We start from the raw sequence: 18,159 nt of genomic DNA on the forward strand, positions 1-18,159 counted from the left end.
GAAGTCATTTACGTACAGCGATCACACTGATTTCCACCCATACACTCGGTCGCGCCAGTTCTGCCTGCACCGTGGTGCGCGTCGGCGCTAAACCCGGCGACAGCCAGGCTGACCACACTTCATTCATCGGTGCGAAACCTTCACTGATGTCTTTCAGGTAAATCGTGGCGTTGAGCAGATGATCCTTGTCGCTGCCCGCCTGGGCCAGCAACGCATCGATCCTGGCCAGCACTTCACGGGTTTGTGTCGCCACGTCCAGACCATCGCCGGGCACCTGGCTCGAGAGGAACACCAAGTCGTTGAACGTCACTGCGCCCGAAAGGCGCTCGTTACTGCTGATGCGGGTGATAGTCATGCATACATCCTCATGCGGCGCGGGGTGCCAGGCCCTGCATATCAATAGAAGGCGCGTGTTGGCCAATCAACTCGGCCAGCAGCTGGCCGCTGCCACAGGCCAGGGTAAAACCGAGGGCTCCGTGGCCCAGGTTCAGCCACAGGTTACGATAGACACTGGCGCCGATCAGCGGCACGCCGGTCGGGGTGGCCGGGCGCATACCGGCCCACTCCACCGCCTGGTCGTAGTCGCCCGCCAGTGGAAAGGTCTCCAAGGCCTGACGTTTCATCAGCGCCAGGCGTTTGGGCTCAAGACGGGCGTCGAAGCCGACGATATCCACCATGGCCGCCACCCGCAGTTGTTCGCCAATGCGCGCGTAGACGATCTTGCGGTCGTAATCGGTGATGCTCACGTTCGGTGCCTGGTGTTGCGCGCCAATCGGTACGCTCAGGCTGTAACCCTTGAGTGGGTAAAGCGGCAACGGCACGCCCAACTCCGCGCTGCGATACCCAGCCGCCAGCACCAGGTGTTCGACTGGCATAACCTCATCGCCCAATTCGATGGCCTGCACCCTACCCTTGGCGTGGCGAATGCCGGTGACCTTTCGGCCCAGCATAAAGCGGCAACGTCCCGACGCTTCCAATCGCGCCGCCAGCCGCTGGCAGAAGGCATGACAATCAGCGACTTCCTCATTCGGCGTATAAATCCCACCGACAAAACCACCGTCCGCCAGCGCAGGCTCCAGGCGAGCGCAATCGGCGGTCGACAGCACCTGCTGTTGCAGGATATCGGTGACCTTGCCACGCGCGTGCTCAAAAGCGTTGGCATTGCGAAAGGTCACCAGCTTGCCGTTGCGCCGCCAGTCGAAGCCATCCAGGCGATCGAGATCGCGCCACACTTGCAAGGTGTCCTGGCTCAGGGACGCCAGGCGCAACAAGTGGGCGGCATTGCGTTTGTTCACCGAGCCACGGCAAGCGCCGAGGAACGCGGCCATCCAGCGCCATTGCTGGGGGTCGAGGCGCGGCCGCAGTTTCAATGGTGAGTCACCGCGCAACAACCAACCGATGGCTTGCAGCGGCACCCCTGCATCGGCCAGTGGCGCCACGTAGCGATAGGACAACTGCCCGCCATTGGCAAAGCTGGTCTCGCTGCCCAGGGTCTCGCGTGCATCGATCAGCGTCACCTCATGACCTGCACGCACCAACGCATAGGCGCTGGCCAGACCAATCACTCCCCCCCCAATGATGCACACCATTTCCGCCGCCCACCTTTAAATCCAGAGGCCTCAAGCCTAGGGGCAGGTGACAGGCTGCCGACAATGAATAAAGATGGATCACCTATAAACAAAGGTTATGGACTTGCCATGCGCTTGCGTCATATCGAAATCTTCCAGGCCATCCGCCAGACCGGCTCCGTTAGCGCCGCCGCGCAATTGCTGCATGTGTCGCAACCGGCAGTGACCAAGGTGCTGCAGCACGCCGAATTGCAACTGGGCTTCCCCCTTTTCCTGCGGGTGCGCGGCAAATTGCAGCCCACACCGGAAGCCCTGGCGCTGGAAAGCGAAGTGGAGAAAGTCACCGAAAGCCTGCAAGGCGTGCGGCGCCTGGCCAAAAGTCTGCGCCGAGCACCGGGCCAGAGTGTGCGCATCGGCGCGATCCCGGCGCTGGCGTTGTCGCTGCTGCCGCCGGCGATCCTGGAATGGAAGCGCGATTACCCGGAGATGGCGTGCGAGCTGTCCAGCGACCATAGCCGCGAGTTGGTGCAGAAGCTGCTGATGCGCGAGATTGACCTGGCGTTGACGCTCAACTTCTCCGGCCATCCAGGGTTGACCACGCAAGTGCTGGCCAATGGTGTGCTGGTGGCACTGGCGTCTAAAGGCTATTGGTCCGACGCCGAACTGAGCCAGCCATTGCCCCTGGCGGACCTGGCAGGCACGGCGCTGATTGGCCTTTCCAGCGCCGACCCGCTGGCAGCGAAACTCGATAGCTACCTGGAAAACGTCGACCCACCCCCCAAGGTCACGATCTCGGTGCAAACCTATTCCCTGGCCCGCGCGATGGTGGAGTCCGGGGCCGGCTTGACGGTGATCGATCCGTTCACCGCGCTGGGTGCGTCGACGGCCACCACCTGCATCCGCCCGCTCACGCCGCCGCTGCCGATCACCCTGTACGCCCTGACCCGCGCCGATGAGCCTCCGCCGCATATGCTGGCGAATTTGCTGGAGATCTTCGGCCACCGCGCCCGGGAGTTATTGGAGCGGCTGTAGAGACCGTTCTGTCGAAGCAACGAGGATCACAGGTGTTGTCCGTTAGAGCACGTAATGCATGATCGCCACGAAGTGCAGCAGGCTCCCGCCAATCACAAACAAATGCCAGATACCATGGGAGTGGCGCAGGCGGTCCTCCAGGGCAAAGAAGATAATCCCGACGGTATACAGCACCCCGCCCGACGCCAACCAGATAAACCCCGCCGTGCCCAGCGCGGCGAGCAGCGGCTTGACCGCCACCAGCACGATCCACCCCATCACCGCGTAGATCACGATCGACAGGATGCGCGCCTCTGAGCGCGGCTTGATCTCCTGCAGGATGCCAATCACCGCCAGCCCCCACACGATGCCGAACAGCGTCCAGCCCCACGGCCCTCTCAGGGTCACCAGGCAGAACGGCGTGTAACTGCCGGCGATCAGCAGGTAGATCGAAAAGTGATCGACCTTCTGCATGATTTCTTTCCGCCGCCCGCGCACGCTGTGGTACACGGTGGAAGCGCTGTACAGCACCATCAAGGTAAAGCCATAGATCGCCACGCTGACGATCTTCCAAGGGCTGCCGTCGAGGCTTGCCACCACCAACATCCACACGGCGCCAATGCACGCCGCGACAGCACCGAGCAAATGGCTCCAGGCGTTGAATCGTTCCCCGTGGTACATCGTTCTCCGACCTCCTGTAACCGTCATGGGCTGGCTGCCAAGCGTCCAACCTTGCGCATAAGAGTGCAAGCGGCTTATGACGTTCCGAGGACGCGAGAGGGTTTTGCGGGCACAATCAACAGCATTCGAACAAGAGCCCACGGCCATGCTGATCGACGAAGAATTCACCCTCAAGAAACTGGAAATCTTCCTGGCGTTCATGCGCACCGGCAACCTGGCCCGCGCCGCCGCCGAGCTGCAAACCAGCAATGTCAGCGTGCACCGCGCCATCCACTCCCTGGAAAACGCCCTGCGCTGCCCGCTGTTCAAACACGAAGGGCGCAACCTCACGCCGCTGGAAAGCGCCTACGTATTGGAAGAACGCGCGCAGAAACTGGTGGCCGATGTGGTCGACAGCGTACGCCTGACCCGCGAAGCGGCCGGCTTCTCCGCCGAACGTTTCAAGCTTGGCTCGTTGTATTCGCTGACGGTGAAAACCGTGCCGCAACTGATCATGGGCCTGAAGATCCGCCGCAGCGAACTCAATATCGACCTGATCCTGGGCTCCAACTTCGACCTGCTCTACAAGCTCAAGAACATGGAAGTGGACGCGATCCTGATCTCCCTCGACGAGCACGCCAACGACCCGGACTGCGAACAAATCGCGCTGTTCTCCGACGATATCTTCCTCGCCACTCCCGCCGACTCGCCCTTCGACCGCGAGCGGGAGATCGACCTCGCCGACGTGCGTGACGCAACCTTCATCACCCTCACCCAAGGCTTCGCCACCCACCAGGATGGCAACCGCGTGTTCAAGCAGGCAGGGTTCGAGCCGAAGGTGGCGATGCAGGTGAATGACATCTTCACGCTGTTGAGCATGGTCAGCTCAGGGGTAGGTTATGCGCTGCTGCCGGGGCGGATTGCAGCCGTATATGAGAACCGCGTGAAACTGATACCGCTGCAACCCAGGTATCGGTTGCAGCAGCATATTGGCGTGGTGTTTCTGAAGGCCAAGGAGCGTGATCCGAATTTGCTGGCATTGTTGGCGGAGTGTCGGATGTATGCCAATCGACAGGTGACAGCCTGACACACCGCTTTCGCGAGCAAGCCCGCTCCCACACTTGAAATGCATTCCAAATGTGGGAGCGGGCTTGCTCGCGAAGACGCCCGACCCGACAACACACATTCCGAAGTTAGCCGACCAGCCCCCGTACGATGAAATACAGCAACGAAGGCCCAAGCAGGCAACCCAGCCCGGTGTGGAATGTCGCCGTCAGCGCGCCATACGGCACCAACCGCCGATCCGTCGCCGCCAGGCCCGCCGTCACCCCACTCACCGTGCCGGCCAACCCACCAAACACCATCGCCGAACGCGGGTTATCCAACCCCATCCAGCGTGCCGCGACCGGCGTTCCCACCATGACCAGAATCGCCTTGATCAACCCGGTGGCAATCGACAGCGCCATCACATCCGAGGTCGCGCCAATCGCCGCCCCCGTCACTGGGCCGACGATATAAGTCACGGCGCCAGCACCGATGGTGGTCATGCTGATTGCATCGCGATAACCAAACGCCCAGGCCATGCTCGCACCGACGATAAACGGCAGGATCGTGCCCAATAGCAGCGCAATCACGCCGATCATCCCGGCCTTGCGCGCCTCGGTGGCTTGCACTTCAAACGCCGTTGCGACGATGGCGAAGTCGCGCAACATCGCGCCACCCATCAACCCGATGCCGGAGAACAGCGCCAGGTCAGCCAGGCCTTTCTGGCCGCCCGTGATCGTGCCGCCGACCCACGCCAGGACCAGGCCGATGACGATAGCAATCGCCGAGCCGTGGATGCGCCCGAACGTCAGGCGCTTGGACAGCACCACGGAAATCCACATCACCACGCCGACAAAGGCAAATGCGGTGATCAAGCCGTTATGTTCCAACCCTTTTTCGATGAGATCCCACATATCAACGACCTCCCACTGGCGCGATCAGTGGCTCTTCATCGGGCAAAGGTTCGCCCTTGTGGGTACGGCTGATCAGCGCGATGGTGCAACCACACAGCACCACTGAACCAATCGCTGCCAACACCGCAACGGGGCCACCATGCAAAGCGGTCACTACGTTTTGTTGTGCGGCCATCGCCACCACCACCGGGATGTACATCGCGCCCCAGAAGCCAACGCCCATTTCGCAGTCCTTGGTCATGCCGCCGTGTTTGTGCATCCAAAGGCGGGCGCAAATCAGCAGGATCATCGCGATGCCTACCCCGCCCACATTGGATTTGACGCCGAGCAACACGCCAAGCATGTCGCCCATGATCACGCCCGCAAGCGTGCAGATCGCCAGCAATGCCACACCGTAGATAATCATTGTTGTTGTCCTCAAAGTGCTCGATCGAAATTGTTGTTTTTGTGCTTCGAAAGCCTTGGGTAGTGCTTTATCGGTGGCGTAGCCCCTCCTCTTCCAGCAAGGCCTGCAAGGTATCCAGGCGCGCACCTTCGCAGGCGATCACCGTGCCCTGTTCAAACACCCGGCGTGACAGGCCAGTGAGCACGGCGCCCGGTGGCAGTTCGATTTGCAGGCGCACGCCGCGCTCGTAGGCGCTTTGCACGGTGCCGCGCCAGTCGACGATGCGGCACATGTTGAAGGCCAGGTCGTCGCGCAATTGCTCGGGGTTGTGGATAGGCCGCGCGCGAGTGCTGCTCAGGTAGGTGATACGCGGCGCCTTGAGCGGCACAAAGGCTTGCGCCAGGGCCTGGGCCGGTTGCTCCAGCAGCGCGCAATGGGACGGCACGCTGACGGCCAGGCGCTTGGCGACGCCGTTGCCTTTGATGCGGTCGGCGACACGCTTCATCGCCGCGTTGCTGCCGGCGATAACGGTCTGATTGTCGGCGTTGATATTGGCCAGGTACACCGGGCTGTCGGGGCTGTGGATATCGGCCAGCAGGTGTTCGACAGTGGATAACTCGGGGCCGATGATCGCCGTCATGCCGTAGCCCTGTGGATAAGCGTTCTGCATCAGCTCGCCGCGCAGGCTGACGAGCCTGATCGCATCGGCAAAGTCCAGCGCACCCGCGATCACCGCCGCAGGGTAAGCCCCGATGGACAGTCCCGCGACGTAATCCGGCGTGCGTTGCAGCTGGCGGGCGTGGGCTACGCCGACAATCAGTAGGCAAAGCTGCACCGCGCGGGTGTTCGCCAGGGCTTGCGCCGAATCCAATGCGCGAACGTCTTCACCCAAGGCATCGCTGGCCTGTTCCAATACATCGGCCGGCAACGCCTGGAGCATGCCGGGGCGCTGGGCGCCCTGGCCGGGAAAGACCAGAAGGCTGCTCATGCCACGGCCTGCCAGGGATCGATGACGAGGTGCGCACCGCCGGCGGTTTTCAATAGCACCCGCCGCGATGGACTCGCCCATTCGCGCAAGGCGACAGCACCGAACGGTGTTTGCAGTTGCAGGTCCACGGTACACGCGGCCTTGTCCAACGTTGCCAGCAGGTCGCGCGCATCGTTGCGATCCAGCGGCGCGGGCGTGCGCAGAATCAAGTCCAGATCGCTCTGGGCATGCATTGCTTCAATGCCCGTTGCCAGCTCAAAACCTGCGCTGCCGGTGATGCCCCAATTCAAGGGTGCCAGCATCGGTCGCAGCTGTTCGAGTGCCTGCAAAGCCGGTAAGTCGCGTGTCGAGACAACGTCACGCAGCGCTTCCGGCACGACTCGCCGCTGCACAGCAGCAATCGGCAGTTCAGCGGCAAAACGCTGCTCACGCAGACGCCCGCGCACGCCCACCGCGACCAGGCCCGGCGCGACAATTGCGCGACGCACCACCACCGTGCCAACCGCCTCCACCGCCCACGCCGCAGCGTCAGCGGGCAGGTGCGCCGGGGTCATGCCCCAGAGCAGGTCGTGAGCGTTCACCATTGCTCCCGCAGCAGTTGGCGCACGTGGCTGGAGGCGGCGCGGTTGGTCGCGCCGAGGCGCCCGCTCAAGTCGGTGCTGGCAATATCCTTGATCGCACTCACCAGGCAATCGCTGACCTGCGCCACATCCTCCGACGTAGGCTGCTCAATCTGGCTGACCGACAAGGTTTCCCACAGCAAACCCAGGCTGGCATAACTGTCGATGTCATAGGCCATGGGCGGCACGCTGGCGGCCAGGGCTTCCAACTCTTCGACGCTGCGCAGCGTCACGCGCGCGGCCGAGGCCTTGCCCATGGCGTGCACCATCACACCGGGATCACGCAGGGCGATCAGGCGGTTGGCTTGATACCCATGGGCGAGAAACGCGCCGGACATGGCCTTGCCCACCAGCAGCGCGATCACCGGGTGCCCGGCGAGGCGAGCACGGGCGTAGCTGTCGGCGGCGGCCGCCAGGGCCTGGTGGATGCCGAGGGCTTCTTCGCGACGCCCGTAGGCTTGGCTCGGTACATCGACGATGGCGATGATGGGGCGCTTGTCGCCACGGGCGATGGCTTCATCGACGGCCTTCGCCAGACCCCAGCCTTCCAGCAGACCGACCTCACCCTCGCGTGCGCGGGGAAAGTGGTTTTGCGCGTCGGTAACCACGGCGATATAGCGCACGGGCTGTTCGCCCAGTACACCATCGGCGACTTTCAGCGAATTTGGCAAACCTTCAACGGCTGTCGCTCCGACGCTCAAAGCGTTGAACCACTGCAAACCTCTCATGAGCGTTCTCCTTGATACAGCTCGCGCACCGTCGCCGGGTCGATCTGCGACGTGGCGTCCAGTTCGGCCAGGCGTGCCAGGTAATACTCGGCCTGGCGGCTGCGTTGCTGGGTGGGCAGGCCTTGTTGCAGCAATGCGCTGACAGTCTGTTGAAGCTCGACCACATCATCAGCCACATATCGGTCGGCCAAGCCGCTGTTGAAACGTTGCTCGCCGCCGGTGAGGCTCCAGATGAAAGGCCGGTCGCGGGAGTCGTACTCGTCAAGCCCCGCTTCCTGTTCGATCACTTGCGGGCCATTCAAGCCCAGGCGGGCTTCGCGGGTGACGACAAGGTAACTGCACAACCCGGCCGCGATGGACATGCCGCCGAAGCAGCCGACACTGCCGGCCACCACGCCGATCACTGGCTGGTACTGGCGCAGGTCGACAATCGCCGCGTGGATATCCGCAATGGCTGCCAGGCCGAGGTTGGCTTCCTGCAGGCGCACACCACCGGTTTCCAGCAGCAACACGGCGCGAGTGGGAATGCCCTTGCGATTGTCTTCGGCTGCCAGCTCCAAGGCGCCGGCGATTTTCGCGCCACCCACTTCACCGAGGCTACCGCCCTGGAAGTTGCCTTCGATGGCAGCAATGACGACAGGCTTGCCATCGACGCTGCCCTTGGCGATCACCACGCCGTCATCGGCCTGGGGCACCACGCCTTGGCGGCCGAGCCACGGTGACATGACGCGCTGGAACGGGTCGATCAATTCGCGGTAGGAGCCGGCGTCCAGCAGAGCCTTGGCCCGCTGCCGAGCGCCCAACTCAACGAAGCTGTGTTTGGCGAGTAAGTCAGTCATGGCCGATCTCCTCGAAACCCTGCTCCAGGCGCAAACGCACCACGCCGGGGGTGGCACCGAAATCGTGGATATCAATCTTCAAGGCCGGTGGCGTCTGTTCCTGGAAGATGCGTTCGAACAGACGCTGCCAGCGTTGTTCGGCGCCATTCACCGAGGTCTGCACCTGGATGGTCAGCCTGCCCGGGGTACCCGGTTCCAGCAGCACCTCCAGGTCGCCCGAGCCAACGCAACCTACCAGCGCTCGGCCTGTTGGCGGCTGCCCGGCGGGGAATTCAAAGGATAAGGTTTCCATCACAACGCTCCGTCGAGGCGGTCGATAAACAGGCAGGCGGCCAGCAGGTCGGCGGCGCCGCCGGGGGAGGCATTCAGGGCCAGCAGGTGTTGATCGAGTTCATGTAATTGACGACGACCGGCCAGAGTGGCGCTGCCCCCCGCGTCCAGCACGGCGCGCGCACCGCGTTGCATGGTGCTGATCCCTTCGGGACCGGCGCGGTAGAGCACGCAGGTGTCGGCCAGCTCGGTCATGATCGCCAGCAGGGCATCCAGGCGTGCGTTCTGTTCGCCTGCATTTTGCTGGCGGCTTTTATACAGTTGCGGCAAGCCGCGTTGCACAACCGAGGGGAAGCCGAGCTGGGCTTCTTCACGGGCACCGCGAGCGCCGTAGCGTTGCGCGACCTGGGCACCGTGGCTCATGGGTTGTGGGGCGTAGCGGTCGTTGAGCAGGGCTAATCTGGCTGCGTTCAGGGTGACGGCGCGGGGTTCCAGCGCCGCCGCTGCGGTCAGCAAGCCCAGGGCCCAGATCGCGCCGCGATGGGTATTCACGCCGTTGGTGGTGACGAGCATTGCTTGCTCACCTTCACGGCCGATACGACCGAGAGCTTCGCGCAAGGGCACGCCAACTTCACCCCATTCAATCGCCGCTTCAGCCATCTCCTTGAACATCGGCCACAGCGACAGCGCCGAGGCGTGCATCAGGCCCAGATGCAGATCGTGGTGGGCGCCGTTTCCACGACGGTCCACCAGAGCGGGTTTGGGCGACAAGTCAGCTTCATCGATCAGCGCATCGACGGCCATGTCCGCCAGGCGTTCAGCAAGGGTCAGTTCATGCAGTTTGAGTGCGCGCATTTACCAGCTCCTGAATTTGGCGGGCGGGTTGTACAAACCACCGGACCAGTCCACCAGGTCGGCCACACTTTTGGCGGCCAACAGCTCGCGGGTGGCGTCGGTACGGCGGATACCCAAGTCTTCGGGCAAGGCGATCAGGCCTTCGCGGCGCATGCGCGCGGTGTCCTTGGGGTTGTGGCGCATGCCGATGGCCGTGACACCTGCGACAGCGGCGATCATCGCCTGGCGCTCTTCGAGGGAACGCGCCTTATACAGGTAGGCGATGCCCTCTTCGGTAAGCAGGTGGGTAACGTCATCGCCGTAGATCATGATCGGCGCCAAGGGCATGCCGCTTTTGCGGGCAACTTCCACGGCGTCGAGGGTGTCGACGAAAGTGGGTTTGCCGCCTTCCTGGAAGGTCTCGACCATTTGCACCACGAGTTTCTTGCCGCGTTCCAGCAGGGCTTCCGGGGCATCGTCGTGGCGCATGTCCAGCCAGGCGGGCGTGCCATGGCGACGGCCGCGCGGGTCGTGGCCCATGTTGGGTGCGCCGCCAAACCCGGCAAGGCGGCCACGGGTCACGGTGGAGGAATGGCCGTCGCCATCGACCTGCAGGGTGGCGCCGATAAACAGGTCCACCGCATATTGGCCGGCGAGTTGGCAGAACATCCGGTTGGAGCGCATCGAGCCATCACGGCCCGTGAAGAACACATCCGGCCGGGCGGCAATGTAGTTCTCCATGCCCAGCTCGGTGCCGAAGCAGTGCACACTTTCCACCCAGCCGCTTTCAATCGCAGGGATCAGGGTTGGGTGCGGATTGAGGGTCCAGTTGCGGCAGATCTTGCCCTTGAGGCCAAGGGATTCGCCGTAGGTGGGCAGGATTAACTCGATGGCGGCGGTATTGAAGCCAATGCCATGGTTGAGCGACTGCACATTGTGTTTTTCGTAGATGCCACGGATCGCCATCATCGCCATCAACACGTGCACCGGCTTGATATGGCGCGGGTCGCGAGTGAACAGCGGCTCGATGTAGAACGGCTTGTCAGCCACCACCACAAAATCCACCCAGCTCGCCGGAATATCCACACGGGGCAGATCGGTGACGTCATCCACCAGTTGATTGACCTGCACGATGACGATGCCATCGCTGAACGCGGCGGGTTCGATCAGCGCCGGGGTGTCTTCGGTGCTGGCGCCGGTGTAGATATTGCCGGCGCGGTCAGCCATGAAACCGGCGGAAAGCACGACGTTGGGGATCAGGTCCACCACCAGCCGTGCATAGAGTTCGATATAGGTATGAATCGCGCCGATTTCCAGCAGGCCGTCCTCCAGCAACTGACTGATGCGCAGGGACTGGGTGCCGGCGAAGGAGAAGTCGAGTTTGCGGGCGATCCCCTTTTCAAACAGGTCCAAGTGCTCGGAACGGCCGACACTGGGCATGATCATGTGCAAGTCGTGAAGCTTGGCGGGGTCGGCTTTTGCGAGGGAGCGCGAGAGGAAGTCGGCCTGTTTCTGGTTGTTGCCTTCCAGTACAACACGGTCGCCGGGGAGGATCAGCGCCTCAAGCGCCTCGACGATCTTGTCACTGGGCAACACCGCCCCGTCCGCATACTGCTTGACCAGCGCGAGCCGCCGCTGCTTCTCGTCGCGCCGCCGCGTCCAGCGCGAGTCGGGGGTTATTGTTGTTGTCATGGTCGCTCCACGGGTTTGCTGTCGTGGGCTGTACCTTAGGAGTGAATCTGGGGGGCATCAATCAAGCTCAGCGGCGGATCGTTACGGTTGGAGTAATGGATACGGGTTGTGAACCGAATGAGGTTCAAACCGTGGGAGCGGGCTTGCTCGCGAATGCGGTGCATCAGATGTAGAGGTATTGACTGACACCCTGCATTCGCGAGCAAGCCCGCTCCCACATTTGGAACTTCATTGGGATTTGAATAGGTGGGCAATCAAGCCAAGCCGGATTCAACCAAGAGCGCTTCGATGCCCATGAGATCCGGCACCCTCGCCACATGCTCCCCCACCTGCACCGCCGCCAACTCCAGCGAGCACAGCGGCACGTCCACGTAACTCAACTCACTGTCGAGCTTGTACGAGCGTGGAATGCCCTGGATCACCAGCGCAATAAACTTCAACGTCGGCCGCCCACCCAACGCATTCAACACCACGATCCGCGAGCGTTCGCCGGTTACGCTCGCTTCGCCGCACACCGCTTCAAAGCTGATCAGTGGTATTTGCCGATCGCGCCAGGTCACTTGCCGCAAATACCACGGGGGGGCATCGCTGGCCGGTTCGCCGCGCTGGAAGTCGATCAATTCGGCAATGGCGACGTTAGGCAACACCAGGTGGCGGTCGGCCAGGGGCAGCAGCAGGCCGGTGAGTTGGCTGGTGCGGTGGTCAAGCATGGGACTTGCTCCAGTAGGCGATGCTTTCGAGCAGCACCGACTCTTGGTACGGCTTGCCGAGGTAGTCGTTGACGCCGATGGCCATGGCGCGGTCGCGGTGTTTCTGGCCGGTGCGCGAGGTGATCATGATGATCGGCAGGCGCATCAACCGGGGGTCGTTGCGCACTTGGGTGGCGACTTCAAAACCGTCCATGCGCGGCATTTCGATGTCGAGCAGCATCAGGTCCGGGGTGTGTTCTTCGAGCACAGCGAGCGCGTCGATGCCGTCTTTGGCGGTGAGGACGTTCATGCCGTTGCGCTCCAGCAGACGGCTGGTGACTTTGCGCACGGTGACGGAATCATCCACTACCAGCACCAGCAACGGGCGCTTTTTCAGCGGGTCGTTGAGAATCAATGGCAGGTCAGCCGTTTGCGCCGGCAACGCGGGTTGCCGCGCACGGATATGCGCCAGCAAGTCGATAATCAGCACCACGCGGCCATCACCCAGGATCGTCGCACCCGACAAACCCTGCACACCAGCAAACTGCGGGCCCAGGCCTTTGACCACAATCTCCCGCGTACCGGCCATGGCGTCCACATGGATGGCCACGCGCCGCTCGTTGCACTGCACCAATAGCACCGGGACCGGTTGATAGTGGCCCAGCAGTTTCGGGCGGCTGACGGTGTGCAGCAGGTCGCCCAAGTAAAACAGCTCGTAGCGCTGCCCGGCGTATTCATATCGCGGCGGGTCTTGCTGATAGTGCCCGGCCAGCTCATGGGGCAGCACGCGCACCAGGCCTTCGATGGTGTTGAGCGGAATCGCGTATTGGTCGTCTGCACACTGCACCATCAATGCGCGGTTGACCGACACGGTGAACGGCAAGCGAATGCGGAAGTGCACGCCTTCGCCCGGCGTCGAATCGATGACCATCGAGCCGCCCAACTGACGCACTTCCTCATGCACCACGTCCATGCCCACGCCGCGACCGGAAATCTGCGTGATCTTTTCCGCCGTGGAAAACCCCGGTTGCAGGATGAACTGCAACACGTCGCGGTCGCTGATGTCTTGATTCGGGTCGAGCAACCCACGCTTGATCGCCTTGCGCCGTACGGCCTCCAGCGGAACACCGGCGCCGTCGTCACGCATGTCGAAGACGATGTCGCCGCCTTCGTGGGTCAGGTCCAGGGTGATGCGACCTTTTTCCGGTTTACCAGCCAACAGCCTTGCGTCGCGGGATTCCAAGCCATGATCCACGGCGTTGCGCAGCATGTGTTCCAGCGGCGCGGCCATGCGCTCCAGCACGTTGCGGTCCATCTCCCCCTCGGCGTTGCCGACGATAAACTCCACGTCTTTGCCCAACTCCTCCGCCACCTGACGCACGATGCGCTTGAGGCGCGGCAACATGCGTTCGAACGGCACCATGCGCGTGCGCATCAGGCCTTCCTGCAACTCAGTGTTGATGCGCGCCTGTTGCTGCAACAGGTCGTGGGCGTCCTCGTTGCGGCGCTCAAGGGTGTCCTTGAGGTCGAGCAGGTCGGAGGCGGACTCGGACAGCGCGCGAGACAGTTGCTGCAACTGCGAATGACGGTCCATTTCCAGCGGATCAAAGTCTTCATAGCCCAGGCGCTCGGCTTCGGCTTGCTGGCGGCTGAGGATGCGGCCCTGGGTTTCAGTGTCGAGGCGTCGCAGTTGGTCGCGCATGCGCTCGATGGTGGTTTCCACTTCGGTGAGGGCGATGCGTGCGTCGTTGACTTGTTGTTCGATGCGGCCACGGAAGATCGAGGTTTCACCGGCCAGGTTGACCAGGTCGTCGAGCAGCTCGGCAGAGATCTTCACCATATCGGCCATCGGGTCGACGACGGCCTCCGCCTTGCCTGCAGGCAGCGCCACCGGCGTCACCGGTTCGTCGCTCGGATGTACCAGGGTTTTGATGCGCTCGATGAGCTTGTCCACCGAACCGACCGGCAAACCATCCGCCACCGCGTCGATCATCTGCGCCAAACGGTCGTGGCAGCCTTGCAGCAACGCGAACAGCTCCGGGGACGGCGCGAGCAAACCAGCGGACAGGCCTTCGTAGAGAAACTCCAGCTCATGGGCCAGGTCGCCGATGGGCGCGATCTCGACCATACGTGCGCCGCCCTTGAGGGTATGCAGGTCGCGCAGCAGGGTTTCCACTTCTTGGCGATTGCCCGGCTCTGCCTGCCAGCGCGACAGCGCAGCACTGGAACTGTCGAGGATGTCGGCGGCTTCTTCGAGGAAGATATCCAGCAGCTCAGGGTCGGCGCCGGACGCTGGCGGTGCGGCGGCCGGTGCCGCTGGCGCGCTGCCCTGGCGCAACGCCCGCACCCTGGCGATCAGCTCGGCACTGTCGCTCAGCGGCTGGTGATGGTGCAGTTCTTCAAGCTGCAAGGCGAGGCGTTCATGGCTCGCCATCAGCACGTGGGACAGTTCGGCAGTGTAGCTGTAGCGGCGGTCCACCAGCCCTTCGTACAGGCATTCCAACTCATGGGCCAGATCGCCAATGGCCTCGATTTCAGCCATGCGCGCACCGCCCTTGAGGGTGTGCAGGTCGCGTTGCAGCGACGACAGCGGTGCGGCGTTGTCGGGCTCCAGCAACCAGCGCTTGAGCGACTGCCCGGCGCTGTCGAGGATGTCCACGGCTTCTTCGAGGAAGATCTCGACGATCTCGTCGTCCCTCTCCGTTTCGTGACCCAACTGCTGTGTGGCGGCGCCCAGTTCGGAAACACTCAACACCCGGCTGCCGTCGCTTTTGATCAGGCCGGTGGCGGACGGGTCGAGGGCTTCATCCAGCAGCTCGCGCAGGGCTTCGACGCGGGCTGGCGCCGGGCTGATTTCCTGGCCGGCGGCCAGTTGGTCGAGCATGCTGATCAGCGCTTCATGGGCCTGTTCGGCCTCATGGAAAAACCGCTCACTGACGGCCAGGCTGCTTTCCTCAACAGCGCCATACAGGTCGAGCAAGGCTTCACAGAGTGCATCGATGGCGTGCAGGTCAGCGACGTGTGCGCCCTCCCCCAAGGTGGTCAGTTCGTCCAGCAGCGCGGTGAGTTCCTGGCGCTCGCCGGGGTGTTGCTGCCAGCGACGCAGCAGGTTTTCGGCATCGAGCAGGATGTCCATGCCCTGCGCGAGGAAGTTGGCGATCAGCTGAGGGTCGCGCTTGATGCGCACGTCGAGCAGCGCTTCAAGCTGATGATCCAGTAGGCTTTGGGTACGGTTGATCAAGTCCTCTGCACCTTTGATCGGCGCCAGGGGATCGCTGTCCAGATCGCGTAAACCCCGTTGAAACAGACCTTCGGCTTCCAACAGCAACTCCACCTCGTCCAGGTCCAGCGGCAGGCGGTGGGCCTTGTATTCACGGGTCAGGTGGTCGAGCGGGCGGGCCAGCTCGGCGATCGGCAACACGCCCGCCATGTAGGCGCTGCCCTTGAGGGTATGCAGGGCGCGTTGCAGTTCATCGCTGACTTGCAATGGCACGTGCTCGGCGGCCTGGTGCAGGAAGTGATTGAGGCTGTCCAGATGGCTCTGGGCTTCGTTGCGGAAGATCTCCAGCAGCATCGGGTCATGAGGCTCGGCGGCCGGCACCGGCATGCCGCTGGCCAAGGCGTGGGCGCGGGCGGCCAGGGCGTCGACCTCATCCCTTTGGCGCTGGTCGTCGATGGCAAAGTCAGCGATCAACTCAGGCAGCAAGGCCACCGCTTCATCCAGTACCTGCTGCACGTCGGGGCCAAGGGTCACGCTACGCTCGAGCACACGGTTCAGCAGGTTCTCCACCGCCCAGGCCAGCTCGGCCAAGACCAGGGCGCGGACCATGCGGCCGCTGCCCTTGAGCGTGTGGAAGGCACGGCGCATTTCGCCCTGGGCGATTTTGTCCGCGCTGTTGGGTAGATTGCGGTGCAGCACCTCAAGCACTTCGTCGGTCTCTTCAAGGAAGACCTCGCGCAGTTCATCGTCGATGGGTTCTTCATCGGCCGGCGGCGGCAGCAGGCTGCCGGGGCGCTGGAGGGCGGGCGGGTTAAGGCGCGACGTGGGACTGGCCAGCGCGTCGAACTGCGACTGGCTCGGCGTAACCTCCACCGCACGTGCTCCGTCCGGTGCAACCAGGGCTTGGCGCCAGGGTTTCTCGGCAGGCAGGTAACCCAGCGCCGCCAGGCCGTGCGTGGCCAGCTCCAGCACCCGTTCCCCTGCGGCATCGGGGTCTTGGAGCATCCGTTCGAGGTAGTATTCCAGGCTGCTGATCACATCGGCGAAATGCGCCAGTTGCCCCTCGGAGGGTGGTGCGTCGTTACCCATCAACTGTTCATCAACATAATCCGTGCAGCCGCGCATCAGGCTTGCCGCGCGGGGCAGCGGAATCATCGCCAAAGCGCCGCGCACCTGGCTCAGCAGCTCCGGCAGGGACTCAAGGCGTTGGCGGTCCCAGTCGGCTTCAATGCAGTCGATCACCAGCTCCTTGGCTTGCTTGAGGCACTGGCAGGATTCACGGATCACCAACTGATGGATCTGGGTCAGGTCGGTGGTGGGCAGGCGGTTTTCTTCGCGGCTTTCCGGCTCGACGGTACCGACCATGCCTGCCAGTGTGGCTTCGACGTAGAGCAACGCGCCGGCGACGTCCACCAGCACTGCGTCGTTGGGTTCGCGTTGGCCTTGAACCAGGCTCAACACCACGGCGAGTTGGTCGATGATGACTTTACGCGGCTGGCCGAAGCCCAGCACCGCCAGGGTATCGGCGATCTGCCGCAGCGGCGCGAGCAACGCATCGAGGTCGCTGGTGTGCTGGCGGTCACTGCGTACGAACAAATCGAGGCGTTCCTTGACCCGCACCAGCTCTTCACACAAGGCCCCCAGCACCGAGCCCATGGCGTTGCGGTCCGGCCCGGCCAGGCGGGCGCGTTCGGCGTCGACTAACGCACTGTCGGGCAAGGCTTCATCCAGGCCGTAGCGCTCTTTCAGGCTTTGCATGCGCGGCGTCGGCCGGGTGACCTTGGCGACATAGAACAGCAGGCTCTTGAGCAGCTCATCCGGTGCCGGCTGGTTGATCCCGCCGATGCCCTGGGCCAGCAGGCGCTTGAGTTGTTTGTCGCTGGCCTTGAGCAGGCTGCGCAGCGCCGGGCTGTTGGCGATCACGCCAGTGAGCATGCCTTCGACCAGGGCCGAGGTGACTTGCCACAGCGGCAACAGCGGCGCGCCTTGGCACAGCGTTTCAAGGCGCGCGAACACCCGCGCCATGTCTTCCAGGTTGCTGGGCCCATGATCTTCGCGCAGCAGCCCGGCAAGGGCCTGTTGCAGCAGTTGATGCCACTGGCGCAGTTGCTCTTTCAGGTCGGGCACCGCGCGTTGGGCCAGGGCCTCGTCGGGCAGCGGCGCTATCGTCAGCAGTTGCGGGCTGAACAGGCTGGTCTCCGACAGCAGGCTTTCGCCGCGCGCGCTGCGCAGGTCATTGAGCAGCGGCAACACCACCAGCGGCAGGTCGCGGCGGGCGCTGTGCACACGGTCCAGGTACAGCGGCAACTGGTTGAGGGCCTGTTGCAGCAGGCGGATGCTTTCATCGCGCTGGCTCACGCCTGCGGCTTGCAGGGCCAGGGCCAGCGCTTCGATTTCCTCGGCGAGCAAGGCTGCGCCGTAGAACTCGACCATTTGCAACGCGCCATGCACTTGGTGGACAGCGGCCAGGCACTCGCTGATGGCGTCGCCGTCGCTGGTTTCGACATACGCGTCCAGCGCCGAACGGGCCTGTTTCAGGGTTTCGGCAATGTCGCCCTTGACCCATTCGAGGGCCACGTAGTCGTGCCGATCAACCATAACTGCTCCGCTTAGAATTCGTGGGTTGCTGGTGTTGCCAAGATCTCCCGACTGGTGGAGATCAAATGTGGGAGCTGGCTTGCCTGCGATAGCGGTGGG

16 protein-coding genes are annotated in these 18,159 nt (G+C 63.2%); 2 read left to right on the forward strand and 14 right to left on the reverse strand.

Annotated features, from left to right (window positions below; translation table 11 throughout):
- Positions 1-4: 4 nt before the first annotated feature.
- Both PF1751_RS26015 and PF1751_RS26020 read right to left on the reverse strand, forming a co-directional pair.
- Complete coding sequence (locus PF1751_RS26015) at positions 5-355, reverse strand: RidA family protein (protein ID WP_044288012.1); 351 nt, start codon at positions 353-355, stop codon at positions 5-7.
- A gap of 10 nt (positions 356-365) precedes the next feature.
- Positions 366-1,589 (reverse strand): D-amino acid dehydrogenase, encoded by a 1,224-nt coding sequence (locus PF1751_RS26020; RefSeq protein WP_021492683.1) that lies wholly within the window; start codon positions 1,587-1,589, stop codon positions 366-368.
- Positions 1,590-1,697: 108 nt separating this feature from the next.
- Here PF1751_RS26020 and PF1751_RS26025 point away from each other — a divergent pair, with 108 nt between their 5' ends.
- On the forward strand, positions 1,698-2,600 hold the full coding sequence (locus PF1751_RS26025; RefSeq protein WP_021492682.1) for a LysR family transcriptional regulator: 903 nt from the start codon (positions 1,698-1,700) through the stop codon (positions 2,598-2,600).
- 42 nt (positions 2,601-2,642) lie between these two features.
- On the opposite strand, the gene trhA is transcribed toward PF1751_RS26025, so the two are convergent.
- Positions 2,643-3,260: a PAQR family membrane homeostasis protein TrhA gene (gene trhA / locus PF1751_RS26030; protein ID WP_010207192.1), complete on the reverse strand. Its 618-nt coding sequence runs from the start codon at positions 3,258-3,260 to the stop codon at positions 2,643-2,645.
- Between the two features lie 145 nt (positions 3,261-3,405).
- Between trhA and PF1751_RS26035 the strand changes: the two genes are divergently transcribed.
- Positions 3,406-4,326 carry a LysR family transcriptional regulator gene (locus tag PF1751_RS26035; protein ID WP_010207193.1) on the forward strand — a complete coding sequence of 307 codons (921 nt, stop codon included), beginning with the start codon at positions 3,406-3,408 and terminating at the stop codon, positions 4,324-4,326.
- A gap of 106 nt (positions 4,327-4,432) precedes the next feature.
- Here the strand turns inward: PF1751_RS26035 and madM are convergent, their stop codons facing one another.
- The 11 genes from madM to PF1751_RS26090 form a co-directional block, all read right to left on the reverse strand.
- Positions 4,433-5,197, reverse strand: coding sequence for a malonate transporter subunit MadM (gene madM / locus PF1751_RS26040; RefSeq protein WP_010207194.1), 765 nt, complete (start codon positions 5,195-5,197; stop codon positions 4,433-4,435).
- 1 nt (position 5,198) lies between these two features.
- The gene (gene madL / locus PF1751_RS26045; protein ID WP_010207195.1) at positions 5,199-5,603 is read right to left on the reverse strand and encodes a malonate transporter subunit MadL; all 405 of its coding nucleotides are present in this window, start codon (positions 5,601-5,603) and stop codon (positions 5,199-5,201) included.
- A 67-nt stretch (positions 5,604-5,670) separates the two neighbouring features.
- Entirely contained in the window at positions 5,671-6,570 is a 900-nt protein-coding gene (mdcH, locus tag PF1751_RS26050) for a malonate decarboxylase subunit epsilon (protein ID WP_021492680.1), read from the reverse strand.
- Positions 6,567-7,154, reverse strand: a complete 588-nt coding sequence (locus PF1751_RS26055; RefSeq protein ID WP_021492679.1) for a malonate decarboxylase holo-ACP synthase — start codon at positions 7,152-7,154, stop codon at positions 6,567-6,569. Before PF1751_RS26055 ends, mdcH begins: the two co-directional genes overlap by 4 nt.
- Complete coding sequence (gene mdcE / locus PF1751_RS26060; protein ID WP_021492678.1) at positions 7,148-7,918, reverse strand: biotin-independent malonate decarboxylase subunit gamma; 771 nt, start codon at positions 7,916-7,918, stop codon at positions 7,148-7,150. The genes PF1751_RS26055 and mdcE overlap by 7 nt, the downstream gene beginning before the upstream one ends.
- A complete protein-coding gene (locus tag PF1751_RS26065; RefSeq protein ID WP_042571425.1) occupies positions 7,915-8,757 on the reverse strand; it encodes a biotin-independent malonate decarboxylase subunit beta in 843 nt (280 codons plus the stop codon). The genes mdcE and PF1751_RS26065 overlap by 4 nt, the downstream gene beginning before the upstream one ends.
- A complete protein-coding gene (locus tag PF1751_RS26070; RefSeq protein WP_044288013.1) occupies positions 8,750-9,049 on the reverse strand; it encodes a malonate decarboxylase subunit delta in 300 nt (99 codons plus the stop codon). Before PF1751_RS26070 ends, PF1751_RS26065 begins: the two co-directional genes overlap by 8 nt.
- Positions 9,049-9,882: a triphosphoribosyl-dephospho-CoA synthase gene (locus PF1751_RS26075; protein WP_010207204.1), complete on the reverse strand. Its 834-nt coding sequence runs from the start codon at positions 9,880-9,882 to the stop codon at positions 9,049-9,051. Before PF1751_RS26075 ends, PF1751_RS26070 begins: the two co-directional genes overlap by 1 nt.
- Positions 9,883-11,553 (reverse strand): malonate decarboxylase subunit alpha, encoded by a 1,671-nt coding sequence (gene mdcA, locus PF1751_RS26080; RefSeq protein ID WP_021492675.1) that lies wholly within the window; start codon positions 11,551-11,553, stop codon positions 9,883-9,885.
- 254 nt (positions 11,554-11,807) lie between these two features.
- On the reverse strand, positions 11,808-12,263 hold the full coding sequence (locus tag PF1751_RS26085; RefSeq protein WP_021492674.1) for a chemotaxis protein CheW: 456 nt from the start codon (positions 12,261-12,263) through the stop codon (positions 11,808-11,810).
- Entirely contained in the window at positions 12,256-18,060 is a 5,805-nt protein-coding gene (locus PF1751_RS26090) for an Hpt domain-containing protein (protein WP_010207212.1), read from the reverse strand. Before PF1751_RS26090 ends, PF1751_RS26085 begins: the two co-directional genes overlap by 8 nt.
- Positions 18,061-18,159: the final 99 nt, after the last annotated feature.

The organism is Pseudomonas simiae, from assembly GCF_000934565.1.
GTDB classification, from domain to species: Bacteria; Pseudomonadota; Gammaproteobacteria; order Pseudomonadales; family Pseudomonadaceae; genus Aquipseudomonas; species Aquipseudomonas simiae.

Excerpts from the sequence above, each read along its gene's own strand:
- PF1751_RS26015 (WP_044288012.1), bottom strand. The coding sequence starts at position 355 with ATGACTATCACCCGCATCAGCAGTAACGAGCGCCTTTCGGGCGCAGTG.
- PF1751_RS26020 (WP_021492683.1), bottom strand. The coding sequence starts at position 1,589 with ATGGTGTGCATCATTGGGGGGGGAGTGATTGGTCTGGCCAGCGCCTAT.
- PF1751_RS26025 (WP_021492682.1), top strand. The coding sequence starts at position 1,698 with ATGCGCTTGCGTCATATCGAAATCTTCCAGGCCATCCGCCAGACCGGC.
- trhA (WP_010207192.1), bottom strand. The coding sequence starts at position 3,260 with ATGTACCACGGGGAACGATTCAACGCCTGGAGCCATTTGCTCGGTGCT.
- PF1751_RS26035 (WP_010207193.1), top strand. The coding sequence starts at position 3,406 with ATGCTGATCGACGAAGAATTCACCCTCAAGAAACTGGAAATCTTCCTG.
- madM (WP_010207194.1), bottom strand. The coding sequence starts at position 5,197 with ATGTGGGATCTCATCGAAAAAGGGTTGGAACATAACGGCTTGATCACC.
- madL (WP_010207195.1), bottom strand. The coding sequence starts at position 5,603 with ATGATTATCTACGGTGTGGCATTGCTGGCGATCTGCACGCTTGCGGGC.
- mdcH (WP_021492680.1), bottom strand. The coding sequence starts at position 6,570 with ATGAGCAGCCTTCTGGTCTTTCCCGGCCAGGGCGCCCAGCGCCCCGGC.
- PF1751_RS26055 (WP_021492679.1), bottom strand. The coding sequence starts at position 7,154 with ATGGTGAACGCTCACGACCTGCTCTGGGGCATGACCCCGGCGCACCTG.
- mdcE (WP_021492678.1), bottom strand. The coding sequence starts at position 7,918 with ATGAGAGGTTTGCAGTGGTTCAACGCTTTGAGCGTCGGAGCGACAGCC.
- PF1751_RS26065 (WP_042571425.1), bottom strand. The coding sequence starts at position 8,757 with ATGACTGACTTACTCGCCAAACACAGCTTCGTTGAGTTGGGCGCTCGG.
- PF1751_RS26070 (WP_044288013.1), bottom strand. The coding sequence starts at position 9,049 with ATGGAAACCTTATCCTTTGAATTCCCCGCCGGGCAGCCGCCAACAGGC.
- PF1751_RS26075 (WP_010207204.1), bottom strand. The coding sequence starts at position 9,882 with ATGCGCGCACTCAAACTGCATGAACTGACCCTTGCTGAACGCCTGGCG.
- mdcA (WP_021492675.1), bottom strand. The coding sequence starts at position 11,553 with ATGACAACAACAATAACCCCCGACTCGCGCTGGACGCGGCGGCGCGAC.
- PF1751_RS26085 (WP_021492674.1), bottom strand. The coding sequence starts at position 12,263 with ATGCTTGACCACCGCACCAGCCAACTCACCGGCCTGCTGCTGCCCCTG.
- PF1751_RS26090 (WP_010207212.1), bottom strand. The coding sequence starts at position 18,060 with ATGGTTGATCGGCACGACTACGTGGCCCTCGAATGGGTCAAGGGCGAC.